At 72.2% G+C, this 21,262-nt stretch carries 17 protein-coding genes; 6 read left to right on the top strand and 11 right to left on the bottom strand.

Features of this window, described 5'->3' with window-relative positions:
• Nucleotides 1–43 precede the first annotated feature (43 nt).
• The 6 genes from ACF07V_RS09670 to ACF07V_RS09645 form a co-directional block, all read right to left on the bottom strand.
• Nucleotides 44–1,729: a carbohydrate-binding module family 20 domain-containing protein gene (locus ACF07V_RS09670; protein ID WP_392152774.1), complete on the bottom strand. Its 1,686-nt coding sequence runs from the start codon at nt 1,727–1,729 to the stop codon at nt 44–46.
• A gap of 135 nt (nt 1,730–1,864) precedes the next feature.
• Nucleotides 1,865–2,944, bottom strand: coding sequence for a LacI family DNA-binding transcriptional regulator (locus tag ACF07V_RS09665; protein ID WP_392152773.1), 1,080 nt, complete (start codon nt 2,942–2,944; stop codon nt 1,865–1,867).
• Nucleotides 2,932–4,611 carry an alpha-amylase family glycosyl hydrolase gene (locus ACF07V_RS09660; RefSeq protein WP_392152772.1) on the bottom strand — a complete coding sequence of 560 codons (1,680 nt, stop codon included), beginning with the start codon at nt 4,609–4,611 and terminating at the stop codon, nt 2,932–2,934. Before ACF07V_RS09660 ends, ACF07V_RS09665 begins: the two co-directional genes overlap by 13 nt.
• Nucleotides 4,612–4,647: 36 nt before the next feature.
• Nucleotides 4,648–5,520, bottom strand: coding sequence for a sugar ABC transporter permease (locus ACF07V_RS09655; RefSeq protein WP_392153420.1), 873 nt, complete (start codon nt 5,518–5,520; stop codon nt 4,648–4,650).
• Complete coding sequence (locus ACF07V_RS09650; RefSeq protein ID WP_392152770.1) at nt 5,514–6,527, bottom strand: carbohydrate ABC transporter permease; 1,014 nt, start codon at nt 6,525–6,527, stop codon at nt 5,514–5,516. The genes ACF07V_RS09655 and ACF07V_RS09650 overlap by 7 nt, the downstream gene beginning before the upstream one ends.
• 19 nt (nt 6,528–6,546) lie before the next feature.
• Nucleotides 6,547–7,824, bottom strand: coding sequence for an extracellular solute-binding protein (locus tag ACF07V_RS09645; RefSeq protein ID WP_392152768.1), 1,278 nt, complete (start codon nt 7,822–7,824; stop codon nt 6,547–6,549).
• A 335-nt stretch (nt 7,825–8,159) separates the two neighbouring features.
• Between ACF07V_RS09645 and ACF07V_RS09640 the strand changes: the two genes are divergently transcribed.
• Nucleotides 8,160–9,194 carry a LacI family DNA-binding transcriptional regulator gene (locus ACF07V_RS09640; protein WP_369143882.1) on the top strand — a complete coding sequence of 345 codons (1,035 nt, stop codon included), beginning with the start codon at nt 8,160–8,162 and terminating at the stop codon, nt 9,192–9,194.
• A 75-nt stretch (nt 9,195–9,269) separates the two neighbouring features.
• The gene (locus tag ACF07V_RS09635) at nt 9,270–10,181 is read left to right on the top strand and encodes a phosphatase PAP2 family protein (RefSeq protein WP_392152766.1); all 912 of its coding nucleotides are present in this window, start codon (nt 9,270–9,272) and stop codon (nt 10,179–10,181) included.
• On the opposite strand, the gene ACF07V_RS09630 is transcribed toward ACF07V_RS09635, so the two are convergent.
• Together ACF07V_RS09630 and ACF07V_RS09625 are read right to left on the bottom strand one after the other, a co-directional pair.
• Nucleotides 10,165–11,733, bottom strand: coding sequence for an amidohydrolase (locus tag ACF07V_RS09630; protein ID WP_392152764.1), 1,569 nt, complete (start codon nt 11,731–11,733; stop codon nt 10,165–10,167). The two genes, ACF07V_RS09635 and ACF07V_RS09630, sit on opposite strands and share 17 nt — an antisense overlap.
• Nucleotides 11,643–13,181: an APC family permease gene (locus ACF07V_RS09625; protein WP_392152762.1), complete on the bottom strand. Its 1,539-nt coding sequence runs from the start codon at nt 13,179–13,181 to the stop codon at nt 11,643–11,645. The genes ACF07V_RS09630 and ACF07V_RS09625 overlap by 91 nt, the downstream gene beginning before the upstream one ends.
• Nucleotides 13,182–13,297: 116 nt before the next feature.
• On the opposite strand from ACF07V_RS09625, the gene ACF07V_RS09620 reads away from it, so the two are divergent.
• Nucleotides 13,298–13,912: a TetR/AcrR family transcriptional regulator gene (locus ACF07V_RS09620; protein WP_392152760.1), complete on the top strand. Its 615-nt coding sequence runs from the start codon at nt 13,298–13,300 to the stop codon at nt 13,910–13,912.
• Here the strand turns inward: ACF07V_RS09620 and ACF07V_RS09615 are convergent.
• On the bottom strand, nt 13,903–14,313 hold the full coding sequence (locus tag ACF07V_RS09615) for a VOC family protein (RefSeq protein WP_392152758.1): 411 nt from the start codon (nt 14,311–14,313) through the stop codon (nt 13,903–13,905). The genes ACF07V_RS09620 and ACF07V_RS09615 overlap by 10 nt on opposite strands.
• 63 nt (nt 14,314–14,376) lie before the next feature.
• Here ACF07V_RS09615 and ACF07V_RS09610 point away from each other — a divergent pair, with 63 nt between their 5' ends.
• Nucleotides 14,377–14,820 carry a MarR family winged helix-turn-helix transcriptional regulator gene (locus ACF07V_RS09610; protein WP_392152756.1) on the top strand — a complete coding sequence of 148 codons (444 nt, stop codon included), beginning with the start codon at nt 14,377–14,379 and terminating at the stop codon, nt 14,818–14,820.
• A gap of 50 nt (nt 14,821–14,870) precedes the next feature.
• Here the strand turns inward: ACF07V_RS09610 and ACF07V_RS09605 are convergent, their stop codons facing one another.
• Nucleotides 14,871–17,858, bottom strand: a complete 2,988-nt coding sequence (locus tag ACF07V_RS09605) for a bifunctional [glutamine synthetase] adenylyltransferase/[glutamine synthetase]-adenylyl-L-tyrosine phosphorylase (RefSeq protein WP_392152755.1) — start codon at nt 17,856–17,858, stop codon at nt 14,871–14,873.
• Nucleotides 17,859–18,105: 247 nt separating this feature from the next.
• Here ACF07V_RS09605 and ACF07V_RS09600 point away from each other — a divergent pair, with 247 nt between their 5' ends.
• Entirely contained in the window at nt 18,106–20,148 is a 2,043-nt protein-coding gene (locus tag ACF07V_RS09600; protein WP_392152753.1) for a PIG-L family deacetylase, read from the top strand.
• A gap of 58 nt (nt 20,149–20,206) precedes the next feature.
• Nucleotides 20,207–20,638, top strand: a complete 432-nt coding sequence (locus tag ACF07V_RS09595) for a VOC family protein (RefSeq protein ID WP_392152751.1) — start codon at nt 20,207–20,209, stop codon at nt 20,636–20,638.
• Here the strand turns inward: ACF07V_RS09595 and ACF07V_RS09590 are convergent.
• Nucleotides 20,565–21,254: a histone deacetylase gene (locus ACF07V_RS09590; protein ID WP_392152750.1), complete on the bottom strand. Its 690-nt coding sequence runs from the start codon at nt 21,252–21,254 to the stop codon at nt 20,565–20,567. The two genes, ACF07V_RS09595 and ACF07V_RS09590, sit on opposite strands and share 74 nt — an antisense overlap.
• Nucleotides 21,255–21,262 lie beyond the last annotated feature (8 nt).

The following is a 21,262-nucleotide window of genomic DNA, read 5'->3' as shown; positions in this document are numbered from 1 at the left end:
GGAGGGCCGCCCCGGCGGGGGCGGCCCTGGAGGGGAGGCGGGGTCAGCTGCGGAAGGTGTCGTTCAGGACGATCTGGCCCGAGGCGGGGACGGTCGCGGTGCGGTTGGCGCCGGACTCCCAGGTGACGTTCCCGGCCGCGTCCTTGCGGATGTACTTGTACTCGAAGGCCGTTCCGGCGGGCAGGTTCACCGTCAGCTTCCAGACGGGGTACGAGGCCGGGTCGAGCTTGAGGGCGGAGGCGGGGGTCCAGTTGCCGAGTTCGGCGCGGTTGCCGGTGACGTAGATGTTCTGGCCGGTGACCGTGGTCGCGTTGACGTTGAAGGAGGCGCCGGCGGTGACCGGCTGGGACCCGCAGGTCATGGCCCCGGTGTGGAGGGCGAGAGCGGTGTTCGCGCCGAGGGTGGCCGTGAACTGGCCGGAGGAGTTCACCGTCACGGCGGTGTTGGACTGCACGTCGCAGTAGGTGCCGGCGGCGAGGGAGGTCTGGAAGGTGCGGGTCAGGGCCGAGGACTCGTGGTTGATCGCCACGTACGCCTTGGAACCGCGGCCGAACGCGATCGCGTTGCCGCCGTTGTCCCACCAGTCCGTGACGGCCTGCCCGCGGGCGGTGTTGCGGAAGGCCACCATGGAGGAGATCTCGCGCCAGGCGTGCTGGCACTTCCAGCCGTCGCTGTAACAGGCGTTCACCTGGCCGTTGTTGGGCGGGCCCGCGTCCTTGTCGGTCCACTCGTAGCCGGAGTGGACGTCCGGGGAGCCGTAGGGCCAGGCGAGCATGAAGACGGAGGCGAGGGTGTAGTTCGCGCCGTCCTTGTAGTTGAGGGTGTCGCCGCCGCGCTCGGTGTCGTGGTTGTCGACGAAGACGCCGGACTGGCCGGAGGGCATGTAGCCCCAGGCCTCGCCGAAGTTCTTGAGGTAGGCGAGCTTCTCGTTCTGCAGGACCCGCTTGAGGTCGCGGGCGTAGCGGAACTCCTGGACGTCGCCGTTGCCGAGGTACTCGCTCGGGGAGACGGCCTCGCCGGCGCCGTAGATGGCCTCCTGCTTCCAGAAGACGTTCGGGTTGGTCAGCCGGGACTTGATGTTCGCGAGGTCGGCGGCCGGCATGTGCTTGGCGGCGTCGATGCGGAAGCCGTCGACGCCGAGGGAGGCGAGGTCGTTGAGGTAGCCGGCTATCTTCCCGCGGACGTAGTCCTCGCCCGTGTCGAGGTCGGGGAGCTGGACGAGTTCGCAGTTCTGGACGTTGGCGCGGTCCTGGTAGTTGGAGATGGCGGACCGGCAGTCGTCCATGTCGGCGCCCGAGTAGAGGCCGGGGTAGTCGTACTTGGAGAAGGGGGTCCCGCCCGTTCCCGTGCCCGACCCGTTCGCCATGTGGTTGATGACGGAGTCGGCGACGACCTTGACGCCCGCCGCGTGGCAGGTGTCGATCATGCTCTTGAAGGCGGTGCGGTCGCCGAGGCGTCCGGCGATCTTGTAGCTGACCGGCTGGTACGAGGTCCACCACTGGGAGCCCTGGAGGTGCTCCTGGGGCGGGGAGACCTGGACGTATCCGTATCCGGCGGGGCCGAGGCGGTCGGTGCACTCCTTGGCCACCGAGGCGAAGTTCCATTCGAACATCACCGCGGTGACGTCCTTCCCGCCGGGCGGGGTGGCCTGCGCCGGGGCGTTGCCCGTGACGGCCACAGCGGCTCCCGCCACGAGGGCGAGTGCAGCGGCCACGGTCTTTCTTGCCATGTTTCCTCCTGTACGACGTCCCTGTCGCAAGAGCGGGTGCAAGAAGTTGCCGAAAAGTTCAGCAACTGTTTTCAGCCGTGACCGTAGGGGCGTACGGGCGTGCGGTCAACCCTCCGCACACCCGAATGCAAGCCGTTACGAAAGAGGTTGCGCGGGGCGGGCGGGCGGCTGCGCGGTGGAACCGCGGACCACCAGCTCGGGCTGGAAGACGAACTCCGTGCGCTGCACGGGATTCCCCTCGATCTCCTCCAGGAGCGCGCCGACGGCCGCCGTCGCCATGGCCTGCACGGGCTGGCGCACGGTGGAGAGCGGCGGGCTGGTGAAGGCGATGAGCGGGGAGTCGTCGAAGCCCACGACGGAGACGTCGCCGGGCACGTCGAGGCCGCGGGCGCGGACCGCGCGGATCACGCCGAGCGCCATCAGGTCGGAGCCGCAGACGATCCCCGTGCAGCCCTCGCGGAGCAGGATCTCGGCGGCCGCGTGGCCGCCCTCGACGCCGAACAGCGTGGGCCTGATGAACCGTTCGGCCTCGGCGCGGTCGACGCCGAGGAGTTCGTACAGCTCGGCGGTGAAGCCCTCGGCCTTGCGGCGCGAGGGCACGTACCGGGTGGGGCCGATGGCGAGGCCGATCCGCTCGTGGCCCAGCTCGACCAGGTGCCGGACGGCCATCCGGGCGGCGGCCCGGTCGTCCGGGGAGACGAAGTTGGCGTCGATGTGCTCGTTGTAGCCGTTGATGAGGACGTACGGGACGCCCCGGGCACCGAGCCGGGCGTAGCGCGCCGGGTCGGCGGTGGCGTCGGCGTGCAGCCCGGAGAGGAAGACGATGCCGGCCACGCCGCGCTCCACGAGCTGCTCGACGAGCTCGTCCTCGGTGGCGCCGCCGGGCATCTGGGTGCAGAGCACCGGGGTGTAGCCGTGCCCGGCGAGGACCTGTTCGACGACCTGCGCGAAGGCCGGGAAGATCGGGTTGGTCAGCTCGGGCACGACGAGCCCGACGAGGCCCGCGCTGCGGCGTTTGAGCCGTACGGGACGCTCGTAGCCGAGCACGTCGAGGGCCGCGAGCACCTTGTGCCGGGTCGCGCCGGCCACCCCCGCCTTGCCGTTGAGGACGCGGCTGACGGTGGCCTCGCTGACCCCGGACTGGGCCGCGATGTCCGCGAGCCGCGGGGCGCCGTTCCCGGCACCCCGCGGCAGGGGGATCGTCACACCGCCCACCAGACGGTGGTGTCGGCGGGCAGCTCCACCGTGTCCTCGTCGTCGACGGCGACGATTCGGATTTCCTCGTTGGAGAGGAGATACCGGCCGGGCAGCGGGACGGTGATGGCCCGGCCGGTGGTGTTGGCGGTGCAGACGAAGCCGTCGCGGCGGAAGGAGAGCACACCCTCGGGTGCCTCCAGCCACTCGACGGCGTCGCCCGCACCGAGTTCGGGGCGCTCGCGCCGGACGGCGAGGGCGCTGCGGTAGAGCTCCAGGGTGGAGCCGGGGTCGCCGGTCTGCGCCTCGACGCTCAGGGCGGCCCAGGTCGCGGGCTGCGGCAGCCAGGAGCCGCCGTCGCCGAAGCCGTACGAGGAGCCCTCGACGGTCCACGGGATCGGCACGCGGCAGCCGTCGCGGAAGCCGTCCTGGCCGCTGGCCCGCCAGAACGACGGGTCCTGGCGGACCTCGTCGGGCAGGTCGGTGACGTCGGGCAGGCCGAGCTCCTCGCCCTGGTAGACGTAGGCGGAGCCGGGCAGGGCCAGCATGAGGAGCGTCGCGGCGCGGGCGCGGCGCAGGCCGAGCTCGCGGTCGCCGGCCTCGCGGAGCTGGGTGCCGAGGCCCGCCGGGTTGGCGAAGCGGGTGGCGTGCCGGGTGACGTCGTGGTTGGAGAGGACCCAGGTGGTGGGGGCGCCGACCGGGCGCATCGCGTCGAGCGAGGCGTCGATGACGGTACGGAGCTCGGCGGCGTCCCAGTGGGTGCCGAGGTACTGGAAGTTGAAGGCCTGGTGCATCTCGTCGGGGCGCACGTAGTTCGCGGTGCGGTCGACGGTGGGGGTCCACGCCTCGGCGACGAGGATGCGCTCGCCGTCGTACTCGGCGAGGATCTGCCGCCAGGAGCGGTAGATCTCGTGGACGCCGTCCTGGTCGAAGAAGGGCATGACGTCGTTGCCGAGCAGCTTCAGCTGGTCGTGGGCGCCGATGTCGGGCAGGCCGGCGGCCTTGACCAGGCCGTGGGCGACGTCGACGCGGAAGCCGTCGACGCCCATGTCGAGCCAGAAGCGCAGGATGGAGCGGAACTCGTCGCGCACGGCGGGGTGTTCCCAGTTGAAGTCGGGCTGCTCCGGGGCGAAGAGGTGGAGGTACCAGTCGCCGGGGGTGCCGTCCGGGTTCTCCGTACGGGTCCAGGCGGGGCCGCCGAAGATGGACTCCCAGTCGTTGGGCGGGAGTTCGCCGTTCTCGCCCTGGCCGGGGCGGAAGTGGTAGCGCTCGCGGAGCACCGAGCCGGGGCCCTCGCGCAGGGCGCGCTGGAACCACTCGTGCTGGTCGGAGGAGTGGTTGGGGACCAGGTCGACGATGATGCGCAGGCCCAGTTCGTGGGCCTCGCGGATCACGGCGTCGGCGTCGAGGAGCGAGCCGAACATGGGGTCGATGGCCCGGTAGTCGGCGACGTCGTAGCCGGCGTCGGCCTGCGGCGAGGCGTAGAACGGGGAGAGCCAGACGGCGTCGACGCCGAGCTCCTTGAGGTACGGCAGCCGGCTGCGGATGCCCTCCAGGTCGCCCATGCCGTCGCCGTTTCCGTCGGCGAAGCTGCGCGGGTAGACCTGGTAGATCACGGCGTCTCTCCACCAGCCCGTGTGCGTGCCGGTGGTCGGGGCGGCGGCGGGGGTGGCGAGGTGCTGGGTCATGTCTTCCTTGGGTCGTAAGGACATGGAGGGGTGTGCTCAGCCCTTGACGGCGCCGGCGGACATGCCGGTGACCAGGTGGCGCTGGGCGAAGAGGAACACCAGGGCGGCGGGGACGGCGATGAGCACGGAGGCCGCGGCCATCGGGCCCCACTGGGCGCCGTACTGGTTGACGAACTTCTGCAGTCCGCCGGCGAGCGTGAGGTTCTCGTCGCCGACCATGAAGGCGGAGGCGTAGGCGACCTCGCCCCAGGCGGTGATGAAGGAGTAGAAGGCGGTGACGGCGATGCCCGGCTTGGCGAGCGGCAGGATGAGCCGCCAGAAGGTGCCGAAGGGGGTGAGGCCGTCGACGTAGCCGGACTCGTCGATCTCGCGCGGGATGGTGTCGAAGAAGCCCTTCATCATCCAGGCGCAGAACGGGACGGCGATGGTCAGGTACGTGATGACCAGGCCGGCCGGCTGGTTGAGCAGGCCCATCGACGCCATGATGTTGTAGATCGGCACGATCAGGACGGCGACCGGGAACATCTGGGTGATGAGCAGCGTCCACATCAGGCCGCGCTTGCCGGGGAACCGGAAGCGGCTGACGGCGTAGCCGGTGGTGGCGGAGATGAAGACGCCGACGACCGTGGTGAGTGCGGCGACGAGCAGCGAGTTGCCGAACCAGGTGAGGAACGGGGTGTCGTTCAGCAGGTTCGTGTAGTTCTCGAGCGTCGTCTCCTTGAAGAAGTCCGTGGTCGTGGCGAACTTCGCGGGCTTCAGCGAGGTCAGCAGCACCCACAGGACCGGGAAGACGGCGATCACGGACGCCACGATCAGGGTGACGTGCAGGCCGACCGAGGCGAGCGGCGAACGGCGTCCCCGGACGGGGGCGTTCATGGCCTGGGGGGTGGGGGTCGTGGTGGTCACCAGACTTCTCCCTGCTTGCGGAGGACGCGCTGGTAGAACGCGGCGAAGACCATCAGGAGGACCAGGATGAGCACGCCCCACGTGGACGACTGGGCGAAGTCGCGCGGGCTGACCTCGAAGGAGAACTTGTAGGCCTGGGTGACGAGGATCTGGGTGGCCTCGCCGGGCCCGCCCCGGGTGAGCAGGAAGATCACCGGGAACATGTTGAAGGTCCAGATGGTGCTCAGCAGGACCACGGTGGTGCTGACGGACCGCAGCCCCGGCATGGTGATGTGCCGGAAGCGCTGCCAGGGGTTGGCGCCGTCCATCTCGGCGGCCTCGTACAGCTCGCCGGGGATGGACTGGAGCCCGCCGAGGAGGGCGACCATCATGAACGGCACGCCGAGCCAGACGTTGGTCGCGATGACCGAGAGCTTGGCCCAGGTGGGGTCGTTGAGCCACGGGACGGCGTCGATGCCGCCGCCCGCGAGGACCTTGTTGAGCAGGCCGTTGTCCTGGTTGTAGAGGAAGCGCCAGGCGAAGACGGAGACGAAGCCGGGCACGGCCCAGGGCAGGATGAGCAGCAGCCGGTACACGGAGCGTCCGGCTATCTTGCGGTTCAGGATGTTGGCGAGGCCGAGGCCGAGCGCGAAGGTCAGCGCCACGCAGGACACGGTCCAGACGATGGTCCAGCCGAGGGTCCCGAGGAACTGGCTCCCGGTGAGCGCGTCGGTGTAGTTGTCCAGACCGACGAACTCGTAGGTGGCCGGGATCTGGTTGACACCGATGGACCGTGCGACGTTCCGCTCGTTGGCGTCGGTCAGCGACAGGTAGATGCCGCGGACGAGCGGGTAGCCGATGATCACGGCGATCACCACGGTCACCGGGGCGACCATCGCCCAGGCGTACCAGTGGGTGGAGAGGGAGCGCTTCGCCGCGCCCCGGGGCTTGCCAGTTCCGCGGCTCCGGCCGCGGGCGACGTCGTCGCCCGCGGCCTTCGCCACCGACTGGCCGGTGGTGTCCACGGCCATCAGCCGGCCTGCCTTCCTGTTACTTCCAGTCCTTCAGGAGCTTGCGGTAGCCGTCGCCCACCGTCTTGGCTCCCGTCTCCGGGGTGGTCTGGCCGGTCAGGACCTTGGTGTACTCGGTGACGAGCGGCGCGAAGAGGCTGCCGGTCTCCGGGATCCAGGGGCGCTCGACGGCCTTGTCGACGACCGGCTTGAAGAAAGCGATCTGCTCGTTGGTCGCGACGTCCGGCTTGATGTAGACGGACTCGCGGGTGGGGAGGAGGCTGAGCTCCTCCGAGATCTTCGCCTGGGTCTCGACCGAGGTCATGTACTCGGCGAAGGCGTAGGAGGCGTCCAGGTTCTTGGAGCCCGCGTAGACGGCGAGGTTGTGGCCGCCCTGCGGGGCGCCCTGGCCGGCCGAGCCGGCCGGGACCGGGGCGATGCCCAGGTTGGCCTTGTCGGCGAACTCCTTGCCGGAGTAGGTGTCGGCGACGGCCCACGGGCCGTTGATCATCATGGCGACCTTGCCTTCCTTGAAGGCGGTCTGCATGTTGTTCCAGCCGTCGGTCGCGTCGGTCTTGGCCGCGCCGGAGTCCACCAGGTCCTTGACGACCTTGAAGGCCTTCACGCCGGCCGGGCCGTCGACGGTGATCTTCTTGTTGTCGGCGTCGACCAGGTCGCCGCCCTCGCCGTACAGGAAGGAGAGGAACCAGTAGGCGTCGTCGCCGCGCAGGTAGAGGCCGGTCTTGCCGGTCTTCTGCTTGATCTTGGCGGAGACGGCCTTGAGCTCGTCGATGGTCTTGGGGACCTCGACGCCGGCGTCCTTGAAGATCTTCTTGTTGTAGAAGATGCCCATGGAGTCGATGACCTGCGGGACGGCGTAGGTCTTGCCGTTGTACTTCGTGGAGGCCGCGGCCTGCTTGAGGAAGTCGTCCTGGTCCTTGAGGGCCGGGGTGCCGTCCAGCGGCGCGAGGTAGCCGAGGTCGGCGAACTCGGGGGTCCAGGCAACCTCGGAGCGGATCACGTCGGGCGCGCCGGAGCCGGACTGCGCGGCGTTCTTGAACTTGTTCTGCGCCTCGCCGAACGGCACGTTCACGTACTTGACGGTGACCTTCGGGTGCGCCTTGGTGAAGTCCTCGGCGACCTTCTTGAAGACCTTGTCCTCGGAGCCGACCGTGGAGGTGTCCCACCAGGTCACGGTGCCGGAGAGCTCGCCCGAGCCCTTCGAGCCGCCGTTGGAACCGCTGTCGCTTCCGCCGCACGCCGCCAGGGTCACGCCCAGGGCCGCGACCAGCGCGGTGGCCGCTATGCCACGCCGCATGTGAACTCCTTCAGTGATCCCGGGGAGACGAGGGGCTGGAACCTTCCTCATGCGACCGCTCCCTCGCGGCGCTCCGGGTTGCCAGGAACGTAACAGGGATGAAAACGCGCCGAAAGACCTTGCGAGAAGTTTCTGCAAGACCCGGCGATCGTTACATTCGCGTGTCCCTAAGGTTGCCGAAGGATCGCTTGACAGGGGCGGTCGGCCCCCTTTCCCGCCCGAATGCCCCCGCAAGCCGCCCGCAAGGACTGCAAGAGCTTGCGCAAGAGGCCTGCGGTGACAGTCTGTGGTCCGGCGGTGGGCAATACGCCCCGTGACCGGTACAGTCCACCTTCATGACCGCGCGGCTCTCAGACATCGCAGCCCAGGCGGGGGTCAGTGAGGCCACAGTCAGCCGCGTGCTCAACGGCAAGCCGGGCGTGGCCGCCGCCACCCGCGAGTCCGTCCTTGCCGCGCTCGACGTGCTCGGCTACGAGCGGCCCGTACGACTGCGCCAGCGCAGCGCGGGGCTCGTCGGCCTCATCACCCCCGAGCTGGACAACCCGATCTTCCCCGCCCTCGCCCAGGTCATCGGGCAGGCCCTGACCCGGCAGGGGTACACGCCGGTCCTCGCCACCCAGACCCCCGGCGGGTCCACCGAGGACGAGCTCACCGACATGCTGGTGGAGCGGGGTGTCGCCGGCATCATCTTCGTCTCCGGCCTGCACGCCGACACGACCGCCGACATGACGCGCTACGACCAGCTGCGCGGCAAGGGCGTCCCGTACGTCCTGCTCAACGGCTTCTCCCCCAAGGTCCAGGCGCCCTTCGTCTCGCCCGACGACCGGGCGGCGATGCGGCTCGCCGTGACGCACCTGGCCGCGCTCGGCCACACCCGGATCGGTCTCGCCGTCGGCCCGAAGCGCTTCGTGCCGGTGCTGCGCAAGATAGAGGGCTTCCAACAGGGCATGCAGGAGCGGCTCGGTCTGGCCCCGGAGGAGTCCGAGGCGCTGATCCAGCACTCGCTCTACACCCTGGAGGGCGGCCAGGCGGCGGCGGGCGCGCTGATCTCCCGCGGCTGCACGGCGGTCGTCTGCGCGAGCGACATGATGGCGCTCGGCGCGATCCGGGCGGCCCGTCAGCAGGGTCTCGACGTCCCCCGGGACGTCTCGGTGGTCGGTTTCGACGACTCTCCGCTCATAGCCTTCACCGACCCGCCGCTGACCACCATCCGCCAGCCGGTGCAGGCGATGGGACAGGCCGCGGTCCGCGCGCTCCTGGAGGAGGTGGGGGGCACCCCGGCCCCGCACTCCGAGTTCGTCTTCATGCCTGAGCTGGTCGTTCGCGGCTCCACCGCATCGGCTCCGGCGCCCGCGCGCACTCCTTCCTGAGGTGGAGCGGGTGCACCCTGAACCCGACCGAGGGATGATCGGTCGGGGGGACGGGATCTGGCAGACTCTCTCGCTATGGGTGAAACGACCGTGAAGAGCTTGGACAGCCGGACGACCCCGTCGTCACCCATCGCGGCCGACGAGGGCAGGTTCGCGCGGCTGCGTGCGCGCACGCCGCGGCGTCCCACGATCTGGTTCGAGATCCTGCTCATCGCGGTGAGTTACTGGACGTACTCGCTCATCCGCAACGCCGTGCCGGAGCAGAAGGCCGAGGCGCTCAGGAACGCCGACTGGATCTGGCGGACCGAGGAGTCCCTCGGCCTCGCCTTCGAGCACGCCGTCAACCACGCCGTGAACTCGGTGACATGGCTGATCGTCTCGATGAACTACTACTACGCCACGCTGCACTTCGTCGTGACCATCGGTGTGCTGGTGTGGCTGTACCGAGGGCATCCGGGCCGTTACGCGGCGTTCCGTACGGTTCTGTTCGCCACCACCGGTGTGGCCCTGGTCGGTTACTACCTGTACCCGCTCGCGCCGCCCCGGCTCATGAACGGCCAGAACTTCGTCGACACGGTGCTCGTCCACCACACCTGGGGCTCGATGGCCTCGGGGAACCTCAAGCACGTGTCGAACCAGTACGCGGCGATGCCGTCGATGCACATCGGCTGGTCGCTCTGGTGCGGAGTCACCATCTTCCTGCTCGCCCGGGCGCCCTGGGCGAGGATCCTCGGCCTGCTGTACCCGACGGCGACCCTGGTCGTCATCGTCGCCACCGCCAACCACTTCTGGATGGACGCGGTCGGCGGCATGATCTGCCTGGCCTTCGGCTTCGCCGTCTCCTACTTCTGGTACGGCTCCCGCCCGCACCGGCTGCCGAAGCTGGTGGAGCCGGTGGGCGTCGTCGAGCGGGGCGGTCCGCCCCCGGTGACGGGGACGGACCGCGCGAAGGACCCGAGCGAGGAGCAGGTCAGCTCCGGTAGGTGATGCGGCCTCCCGCGACCGTCAGCCGGACCGGGGCCTCGGCGGTCTCGTCCGCCGGGGCCTCCACCGGGTCCACGGCGAAGGCGGCGAGGTCGGCCCGGAAGCCCGGGGCGATCCGGCCCGCGACCGTCTCCTCCCCCGCGGCGACCGCCGCGTGCGTGGTCATCCCCTCCAGGGCCATCAGGCCGGTCAGCCCGTGCCGGGCGGCGGCCGCGCCGCGCGGGGCCCGCGCGGTGGAGAGGACCTGCCGGGCGTCGTAGTGGGCGATGGGCCAGTCGGAGCCGAGCGCGAGGTGTGCGCCGGCGTCCCGCAGGTCGCGGCAGCGCCAGGCGCGGGCGGCCCGCTCCTCGCCGAGCCGCTTGGACCACTCGTCGGTGTGGTCGGCGCGGGTGTACGCGGTGTGCGGGGGCTGCATGGAGGCGACGACGCCGAGCGCGGCGAAGCGCCCGAGCTGGTCGTCGGGGACGGTCTCGATGTGCTCGATCCGGTGGCGGGGACCACCCGTACCGAGGCCTTCGACGGTGTCCAGGACGTGCCGGACGGCGGCGTCGCCGATGGCGTGGGTGGCGGTGCCGACGCCGGCCCGGTGGAGGTGGCGTACGGCGGCGGAGTAGGCGGCCGGGTCGGGCCAGAAGGCGTCGGTGCCCTGGCCGTGGCAGTCGGCGTGCTCCAGCCAGGCGGTGCCGCCCTCGACGGTGCCGTCCATGAAGAACTTCACGCCGCCGATCGCCCAGAGGCGCCCGGCCCGCTCCTGGAGCCGGACGAATCCGTCGAGCTCCTCCGCGGTGGCGCCGGGCATGCACCAGGGGGCGAGGCGGAGGCGGACCGGCAGGTCGCCGTCCTCCTCGACGGCGGCGAGCAGGCCGGGGACGTCGTGGCCGCCGAGGTCCATGACGTGGGCGCCGGTGAGGCCGGTGGCGGCCATGCCGGAGAGCAGCTCGACGAGCCGGTCGCGGCGCTCGCCGTACGGCTGGGTGGGCAGGACCGGGGTCATCAGGTCCATGGCGGCGTGCTCGACGAGGTGTCCGGTGGGGCGGCCGCCGGGCTCGCAGACGATCTCGGAGAGCTGGGCGAAGGCGCGGGGTCCTTCGATGCCGGCGGCTTTGAGGGCGGTGGCGCTCGCGAGGGCGGAGTGTCCGTCGTAGAGGCGCAGGAAGGCGGGGGCGCCGTCGAGGACGTCCTCGACGAGGTCGCGGTGGACGGGGCGGCCGCCGAAGACGTTGTGGTCGAGGCCGTGGCCGATGATCCAGCCGTCGCGGCGTTCGGCGTCGCGGAGGGCGGCGCGGAGTCCTTCCAGGTCGGTGACGCCGGACAGGTCGGTGCCGGTGAACATCTCCAGGCCCCAGACGGGGTGGCTGTGGGCGTCGGTGAGGCCGGGGGTGAGGGTGGCGCCCGCGAGGTCGACGGTCTCGGTGCCGGGTCCTGCCCAGGTGCGGGCCTCGGCGTCGGTGCCGAGGGCGGTGATCAGTCCGCCATGGACGGCGACGGCTGTGGCTCCGGTGAGCTCGGGGTCGCGGACGCGGGCGTTGACGAGGACGAGGTCGGGTGCGGACACGAGGGGTCTCCAGGGTCGGACGGTTCGGTGGCGAAGCGGGCGTAGGTCTCGGGGCGGGTGCGGCGGAGGTGCCACGCGAGGCCGAGGCCGAGGACGAAGACGGCGGGGACCACGGCGACCAGCACGGTGTTGACCAGCGGCGGGGCGGCCGTGAAGAGGTCCATGTGGGTGATCACCAGCCAGATCGCCCCGGAGAGCAGGACCGCCGCGACGGCGGGGGCGACGGTGGTGCGCAGCACGCCCTCCTGGTGCGTGATCCTCCGGAAGAAGAACGGGACCGCGAGCGCGGCGAGCAGCTGGAGCGCGAGCAGGCCGATCATGCCGGGGGTGTTCACCCAGAGCAGCAGCTGCTGGTACGGGTCGGCGCCCGCCAGCGCGAAGCCGAGGACCACGGCCGCGCCGAGCACGGTCTGGGCGATGCCCGCGAGGTACGGGGAGCGGTGGCGGGGGTGGATCCGGGCGAAGGACCGGGGCAGCACGCCCTCCTCGGCGAGCGCGAGGCCGTAGCGGTTGATCGCGTTGTGGAAGGCGAGCAGGGAGGCGAGGACGCTGGTGACGATGAGGATGTGCATCAGGTCGGCCGCCCAGCCTCCGACGAACGTGGTGATGGCGGTGAAGAACAGCCCGGCCGGGTCGCCGCCGGCGGCCTCGACGACCTGGGCGTCGCCGAACGCCTGGATCGCGATCCACACGACGAAGGCGTAGAACAGGCCGAGGAAGCCGACGGCGAAGTAGGTGGCGCGCGGGACGGTGCGGTCGGGGTTCTTCGCTTCGCGCCGGTAGATCACCGTGGACTCGAAGCCGGTGAACGCGGCGAACGCGAAGGCGAGGACGCCCGCTGTGCCCGGGACGAGGATGTTGCCGGGGGTGAAGGAGGCGAGCGACAGGCCGTGCGCGCCGCCCTTGAGCAGCACGCCTCCGGCGAGCAGCACGAGGATGCCGGTCTCGGCGACGAGCAGGACGCCGAGGACCTTGGCGCCGAAGTCGATCGAGCGGTAGCCGCCGTACCAGATCAGCAGCAGACCGGCGAGGGAGACCGGGAGCCAGGGGACGTCGACACCCCACAGGGAGTGGGCGGTGTCGGCGGTGGCGGTGCCGAGCAGGCCGTACACGCCGATCTCCATGCCGTTGTAGCCGAGCATGGCGAGCAGGGCGGCGGCGATGCCGAGGGGTTTGCCGAGACCACGCGTGATGTACGCGTAGAAGGCTCCGGCGTTCTTCACGTGGCGGCTCATGGTCGTGAACCCGACCGCGAAGATCGCCAGGGTGATGCCGGCCAGCAGGTAGCCGGCGGGGGCGCCGATGCCGCCCAGGACGATGGCGATCGGGGCGACGCCGGCCATGACGGTCAGCGGGGCTGCGGCGGAGACGACGAAGAACGAGATGTCGGCGGTGGTGAGCGTGCCGGTTCTCAGTCCTGGGGGCTCGTCGGAGGTGGGTGAGGACATGGCGGGGGAAGCCTTTCCGCGACAGGAAACCTAAAGGCTTTCGGTTTGCGCAATGTAGCCTCGTGTCCGACCGTTCGGGAAGACCTGACGAGCATCTGAACAGGGAGTGACGATTCATGGGCCGGCCGCGCAGACCCCTCCTCGACCGGGAGCGGATCACCACCACGGCGCTCGAGATCGTCGACGAGCTGGGCGAGTTCAGCGTCCCGCAGATCGCCAAGCGGCTCGGGGTGCAGACGGCCTCCGTCTACCACCACGTGGACGGCAGGGACGGCATCGTGGAGCTGCTGCGCGAGCGGGTGGCCGCCGCCATCGACGGCGCGACCCTCGACCAGGAGCCCTGGGACGCCGCCATGGCCGGCTGGGCCCGCTCCTACCGGGCCGCCTTCGCGGCGCACCCGCGCGCGATCCCGCTCCTCACCACGTCACCGGTGCGCGCGCCGAAGGTCCTCGGCCAGTACGAGCACGCCGTCGGCCGCCTGCTCGACGCGGGCTTCGCCCTGCCGGCCGTCATGCCGGTGATCATCGCCCTGGAGAACATCGTCCTCGGCTCGGCCCTCGACATGGCCGCCCCCGAGACGATGTGGGAGCTGGCCGACGAGACGGCCACCCCCCGGCTGGCCCGCGCCCTCGGCGCGGTCCCCGAGGGCCGCACCGACCAGGCCTTCGAACTGGCCCTGGCCGGCTATCTGGCGCACGTCCGGGGGCTCCTCGACACGGGTCAGCTGTAGGACTGCAGCTCGATCAAGTACCCCTCGGGGTCGCGGAGATGGGCGGTCCGCAGGCCGGGCCCCCACTCCGGGCGGTCGGCCGGGCCGAGCACCGGAACCCCGCCGGCCTCCAGGCAGAGGGCGAGGGCCTCGTCCACGTCGGTCACCCGCAGCACGAGCATCGCGGCGTCCTGGGCCGGCGGCGGCGCGGCCGGAAGGGCCCCGGTGCCGAGGACGGAGGCCATCGCGCCCCGGTCGAAGAGGACCAGGACGGCCCGGCCGTCCACCTCCCAGTTGGCGTACGGCCCGTCCGGGGCGCCCTTGTCGAGGCCGGCGCCGGTCAGCGGCGGCAGGACCGCGGCGTAGAACCGGAAGCAGTCGGCGAAGCGGCCGACGAGCAGGCGGGGGTACGGGACGTCCACGGCGGGCTCCTCGAAAAATAGTAGGTCTGCACCCACTATAGGAGCGGACCTTAGACTTCGGTCATGTCTTCCGCGCGATCCACCCCGCCGGCCCTGCTCGGCCTCAGCACCTATCTGCTCTCCAGGATCGGCAAGACCGCCCGGGGCAGACTGGCGGACCGGCTGGCCGAACGCGGGCTGCGCCTCTGGGACATGGCGGTCCTCGCCGCCCTCTCCGACTTCGGCCCGCACGCCCAGCGCGACCTCGTCGTCCGGCTCGGCGTCGACCCCAGCGACATGGCCAAGGTGGTCGAACAGCTGGCCACCGCCGGATACGTCGAGCGGGCGCGCGATCCCGAGGACCGCAGGCGCGTCTCCGTGTCCCTCGCCACCGCCGGCCGCGAGCTCCTCGCGGAGCTCGACGCCGAGGCCCGGGCCGTCCAGGACGAGCTGCTCGCCCCCCTGGCCCCGCAGGAACGGACCCTGCTCCAGGGCCTGTTGCTCCGGGTGCACGAAGGGCTCGGCTGACCGGCCCCCAACCGGGCGTCGCGGGCCGGGCGGGACCTTCCGGACGCGGCCTACGCCCCGTAGAAGAGCTCCTCGACCACGGCGCGGGCCCGGCGGGTGATGCGGCGGTAGTCGTCGACCATCTCGCCGACATGACCCGCCTCGTACCCCAAGTACCGCCCCACCGCGGCGAGTTCACGCGGCTGCGAGGGGAAGGTGTCGCCGGGACGGCCGCGGACCAGCATCACCGCGTTGCGCACCCGGGTGGCGAGCACCCAGGCCTCGTCGAGGGTCTGCGCCTCCTCCGTCGGGATCAGGCCCGCCGCGTGGGCGGCGGCCAGGGCCTCGCGGGTACGGGGCGTCCGCAGGCCCGGTTCGACCCAGCCGTGCTGCATCTGGAGCAGCTGGACCGTCCACTCGACGTCGCTGAGGCCGCCGCGCCCGAGCTTGGCGTGGAGGGTCGGGTCGGCGCCGCGCGGCAGCCGCTCGGACTCCATCCGGGCCTTGAGGCGGCGGATCTCGCGGACCGCGTCGTCGCCGAGCCCCTCCACCGGATAACGCAGCGGGTCGACGAGCTCGATGAAGCGGTCCGCCAGCTCGCGGTCGCCCGCCATGGGTTCGGCGCGCAGCAGGGCCTGGCTCTCCCAGACGAGCGACCAGCGGCGGTAGTAGGCCTCGTACGACTTGAGGGTGCGCACCAGGGGGCCGCTCTTGCCCTCCGGGCGCAGGTCCGCGTCGATCAGCAACGGCGGGTCGGCGGTCGGGAGTTGGAGGAGCCGTCGCATCTCGGCGACCACCCGGTTCGCGGCCTTGGCCGCCTCCTGCTCGTCGACGCCCTCGCGCGGCTCGTGCACGAACAGCACGTCGGCGTCGGAGCCGTACCCCAGCTCGTGGCCGCCGAAGCGGCCCATGCCGATGACCGCGAAGCGGGTGGGGAGCTCCTCGCCCCACTCGGCGCGCACGGCGGCCCGCAGGGCGCCCGCGATCGTCGCCGCGTTGAGGTCGGTGACGGCCTCCCCCACCCGGTCGACGAGGGCGCCCGGGTCCTGCTCGCGGGGGTTGTCCTCGGTGCCGTACGAGCCGATGAGATCGGCCGCGGCGGTACGGAACAGCTCCCTGCGGCGCACCCCGCGGGCCGCCGCGACGGCCTGCTCGGCGTCGTCCGCGCGGCCCACCGCCGCCAGGACCTCCTGCTCCAGATGGTCCCGGCCGCGCGGCTTCAGCCCCTCGGGGTCACCGAGGATCGCGACCGCCTCGGGGGCGCGGAGCAGCAGGTCGGGGGCGAGGCGCCCGGCGGAGAGGACGCGCGCGAGGTTCTCGGCGGCGGCGCCCTCGTCGCGGAGCAGCCGGAGGTACCAGGGGGTCTTGCCGAGGGCGTCGGAGACCTTGCGGAAGCCGAGGAGTCCGGCGTCCGGGTCGGCCGAGTCGGCGAACCAGCCGAGCAGCACGGGGAGCAGGGTCCGCTGGATCGCGGCCTTGCGGGTGACCCCGGAGGCCAGCGCCTCCAGGTGGCGCAGGGCGGCGGCGGGGTCCGCGTACCCGAGGGCTTCGAGGCGCTGCCCGGCGGCCTTGGGGCTGAGCCGGATCTCGCCGGGGGCGAGCTGGGCGACGGCGTCGAGCAGCGGCCGGTAGAAGAGCTTCTCGTGCAGCCGCCGGACGACGGCGGCGTGCCGCTTCCACTCCTTGTTGAGGTCGGCGACCGGGTCGGTGCGCAGTCCGAGGGAGCGGCCGAGGCGGCGCAGGTCGGCCTCGTCCTCGGGGACGAGGTGGGTGCGGCGCAGCCGGTACAACTGGATGCGGTGCTCCATGGCGCGCAGGAAGCGGTACGCCTCGTCGAGCTGGGAGGCGTCGGCGCGGCCGACGTAGCCGCCGGCGGCGAGGGCGGCGAGCGCGTCGAGGGTGGTGCCGCTGTGCAGGGTGGCGTCGCTGCGGCCGTGCACGAGCTGGAGGAGCTGGACGGCGAACTCGACGTCCCTGAGGCCGCCGGGGCCGAGCTTGAGCTCGCGCTCGACCTGGGCGGCCGGGATGTTGTCGACGACGCGGCGGCGCATCTTCTGCACGTCGGGGACGAAGTTCTCGCGCTCGGCGGCCTGCCAGACGAGCGGGGAGACGGCGTCGATGTACTGGGCTCCGAGCTCCAGGTCGCCGGCGACCGCCCGCGCCTTGAGGAGGGCCTGGAACTCCCAGGTCTTCGCCCACCGCTGGTAGTAGGCGAGGTGGGAGGAGAGGGTGCGGACGAGGGGGCCGTTGCGGCCCTCGGGGCGCAGATTGGCGTCGACCGGCCAGATGGTGCCCTCGACGGTGGTCTCGGAGCAGATCCGCATCAGATGGGAGGCGAGCCGGGTCGCGGCCTGGATCGCCTTTCCCTCGTCGGCGCCCTCCGAGGGCTCCCCGACGAAGATCACGTCCACGTCGGAGACGTAGTTCAGCTCGTGGCCGCCGCACTTGCCCATGGCGATCACCGCGAGCCGGCACATGGCGGCGTCGGCGGGCGCGGCCGCGCGGGCGATGGCGAGGGCGGCGCGCAGGGTCGCGGTCGCCAGGTCGGCGAGCTCGGCGGCGGTCTGGGCGACGTCGGTGGTGCCGCACACGTCACGGGCCGCGATGGCGAGGAGGCAGCGGCGGTAGGCGACGCGCAGCGACACCGCGTCGTTGGCCTCGGCGAGCCCCTGCTCGAACTCGGCGACGCCCGGGTGCAGGTCGGCCGCCTCGTACGTGACGAGGGACTCCCAGTCGCGGGGGTGCCGGGCGAGGTGGTCGGCGAGCGCCTCGGAGGCGCCGAGCACGCCGAGGATCCGGTCCCGGAAGGGCTTCGCGGAGAGCAGCGTGGTGGTGAGGGTCTGCCGCTCGGTCTCGGGCTGCGCCTCGACGAGCCGGACCAGGCCGCGCAGGGCGAGGTCGGGGTCGGCGGTGGCGCCGAGGGCGTCGAGGAGGACGGGGTCGTCGCGCAGCGCGGACAGGTCGGGCACGTCGAGGAGCCGTTCGGCGCCCGAGGGGTCGGTGAACCCGTGCCGCAGCAGACGTGAGAACGTACTGCTCCTGCGTCCCGGCACCGTCATTCCGCCGCTCCCTCCGAGCAGGTCAGTCCCTGGAGGAGCCTATCGGGAGCGGGGGCCGGGGGCTTCCTCGGCTGCCGGTGGCGCCGCATCACACGTGAGATCGCACACAAAGATCGCTTTACGGGCGAATAAACCGTAAATCTGGAAGATCCGTCTAGATGGACGCGCCGCCTCCGCAGGGCGTCGCGCCCTCCCGCCTGCCCCGCCCCGTTCCACCCCGTCCGTCAGTGAAAGCGCGCCGCCGATCATGCCTGTCCGCCCTCGCCGCCCCTCCCGCCGCAGAATCGTTTCAGCGGCCGTCGCGACCGCCCTGGTAGGCGGCACCTTCGCCGGACTCCTCTCGGTGACGACGGCGAAGCCCCGGGCGGCCGAGGCGAAGGCACCCGCGAAGGCGGCCGCCGAGCCGCGCCCGAAGACCCCGGCGCCGCAGCCCGCCGTCTCCGTGGTGCAGATCGTGGCCCACCCGGACGACGACCTGTTCTTCATGAACCCGGACGTCTCCCAGTCCCTGCGCTCCGGCAGCCCCCTGACCGCCGTCTACCTCACCGCCGGCGAGTCCGACGGCGTCAACGCGCGCCCCCGCGACGCCGCCGCGGCCGAGCCCGACAAGGCGGGCTACGCCGAGGCCCGGCAGAACGGCATACGCGCCGCGTACGCCGAGATGGCGACGGGCAGCCGCACCAGCGCCTGGGACCGGGAGGCGATACCCACGGCCGGCGGCGGGTGGGCCGAGCTGGACACCCTGCGCGCCCGGCCGCAGATCAGACTGGTGTGGCTGCAGCTGCGCGAGGCGGGCTCCATCAACGGCGACCGTCCGGACAGCCTCCACGGCCTCTGGGACGGGCGGATCACCGCGCTCGGCTCGCAGCGCTCCGCCGGCACCCCGGTCCCCACCGACTTCGCGTACACGAGGGAACAGGTCGTCGACACCGTGACCGGGATCCTGGAGCGGTTCCGGCCGACCTTCGTCCGGATGCAGGACCCGAGCCCCGGCACGTACGAGAAGGGCGGGGCGTTCCGGGACCACCAGGACCACCTGTTCGGGGCGCGGTTCGCGCAGGCCGCGCTCGCCCGGTACGCGGAGCTGCCCGGGCACCCGCACGTCGGCGTGCAGAACTACCTCGGCTACCCGACCAGCGCTCTGCCGCACACCCTCGACCCGGCGGCGGCCGACGCGAAGCTGAAGACCCTCAAGACGTACGCCTGGCTGGACGGGGTCCACGACTGCGGGACCGTCGCGGGCTGCGGCGACCTGAAGGTGGCCGCGCGGCCCGCGGGACGGGGCTGGACCCAGACCGTCCGCTACGCCCGGGGCACCTCCACCTCCTGGGTCCAGCGCGACCCGGCCGGCGGACTGCACGCCTTCTCCGTCCTCGACGGGCGCCTCGCGGCCTGGCGGAAGCCCGCGGACGCCGTGGCCTGGCAGGGCCCGGTGCTGCTGCCCGGCGGCGGCCTCGACAGCGGGATCACCTCCGTGACCCTGCCCGACGGCCGCACAGCCCTCTTCGGCACCCGTACGACCTTCGGCGGCACGGCGTCCGCCTACGCGCGCGAGGTGGTCACCAGCGTCCAGTCGGCGGCGGGCGGCTTCGGCCCCTGGCTGTCGCTCGGCACGCCCGAGCGCGACGACGCCGACGGGACCTCGGACATCAGCGCCCCCGCCGTGACGGTGGCCCCCGACGGCCGGGCCACGCTGATCCTGCGCGACAGCCGCCACCGGCTGACGGCCCGCGAGCAGCGGGCCGACGGCGGCTGGGGTCCGTGGCGGTCCCTGGGCGGCACGGAGGTGTACGGCGACCCGGTGGCGGCGACGGACGCGAACGGACGCGGGTACGTCTTCGCCAGCACCCCGGACACCGTCCTCGCCTGGGCCGGGCGGAGCCCCGGCGGGCCGCTGACCGGGCCCGCGCCGACCGGGCTGCCGCCGACGACCCTCGCGCTGAGCGCGAGCGCGGCGCCGGACGGCGAGGGCGTACGGCTCTGGTTCCGCAAGCCGGCCTCCGGCGACCTGCGGAGCGCCGACTTCTCCGGTACGGGCCCGGTCTCCCCGGTCACGGAACTGTCCGGCACGGGCGTCGCCGGCTTCGGTCCGGTGAGCGGCGGCGACGGTCTGCTCGCGGTCCGGTCCCGCACCGGTTTCCTGGCGACGGCGCCGCACGGCAGGGCCGGGGCGCGGCCGGTGTGGACGCTGGAGAAGTTCCTGTTCTCCGGCGCGCCGGACGCCGGTACGGACGGGGTGGCGGCGATCGGCCTTGACGGCCGGCTGCACTGGACGCCGGCGGGCCGCTGACCGCTGTCCCGTGGCGTTCCGGGTGCGGAGGCCGGTCCCGTACGGGACCGTGTTCCTCATGAACTGGACACTGGAAGTCGTGCTGGTCCCGGTCTCGGACCTGGACCGGGCGAAGGAGTTCTACGGCGGGAAGTGCGGCTTCACGGTCGACCTGGACACCGAGGTCGCGCCCGGCGTGCGGATCATCCAGGTGACGCCGCCGGGCTCGCGCTGCTCGATCGCGCTGCAGAGCGGCATGCCGCAGATGCCGGGCACGAAGGAGATGAGCCCGGGCAGCATGCACGGCCTCCAGCTCTGCGTCACCGACATCGAGGCGGCCCGGACGGAGCTCGTCGGCCGGGGTGTCGACGTCTCGCCGGTGATGCACGTCGGCGCGGCGGGCTGGGAGGACGGCAAGGGCGACACCTGGAACTCGTTCATGACCTTCGTGGATCCGGACGGCAACGGCTGGGTGGTGCAGGAGGCCCCGTCGGAGCTGTCGGAACGCTGAGCCCGGCCACGGCCTCGGCCGTCCAGTGCCCGGCGGCGCCGGGGCAGCCGGCGAGATAGGCGGCGACCTCGGCCCACCGCCAGGCCCCGGCCCGGCCGAGCCCGGCCGCCAGATGCCGGAGGTACGCGGCGGAGGGCGCCCGCAGCCCGCCGTCGCCCGGCATCGGCCAGGGCGCGGTGAACGTCATCACCGGCACCCCGTCGAGGAGCCCGGGGCAGACGAGCGTCTCGTACCGCCCGGTCCCGAGGACGCGGCGCCCGGTGGCGAGGACCCCGGCCAGATCGAGGTCGGTGCCGGGCTCGCGGTACATCTCCTGGGCGGCGATGTCCGAGAGCTGTCCGACCGTCAGCAGATGGGCGACGCCCCACGCGTCGCCGTCCGCCGCCGGGTCGTAGAAGGCGAGACCGCCGCCCCACACCTGCGAGTCGGTCGCGAAGTACACCCGGCCGGGCAGCACGACCGGCACGGACCGCTCGGGCGGACGCCGGTCCCGGCACCCGGGGTACTCCCGCCTGCCGCCGGGCGGGCGGCCGCCGTCCAGGTAGTACCGCAGGCGCTCGGCGTGCGTGTTGGATCCGTAGGCGGCGTACCAGACGCGGGGCGGGGTCTCCGGCATGAGGCCCG

It is taken from the genome of Streptomyces sp. NPDC015661 (genome assembly GCF_043077765.1).
Classification (GTDB): Bacteria; Actinomycetota; Actinomycetes; order Streptomycetales; family Streptomycetaceae; genus Streptomyces.
The sequence above is the reverse complement of the archived record's forward strand: the minus strand, read 5'-3'. Positions and strand labels throughout refer to the sequence as shown.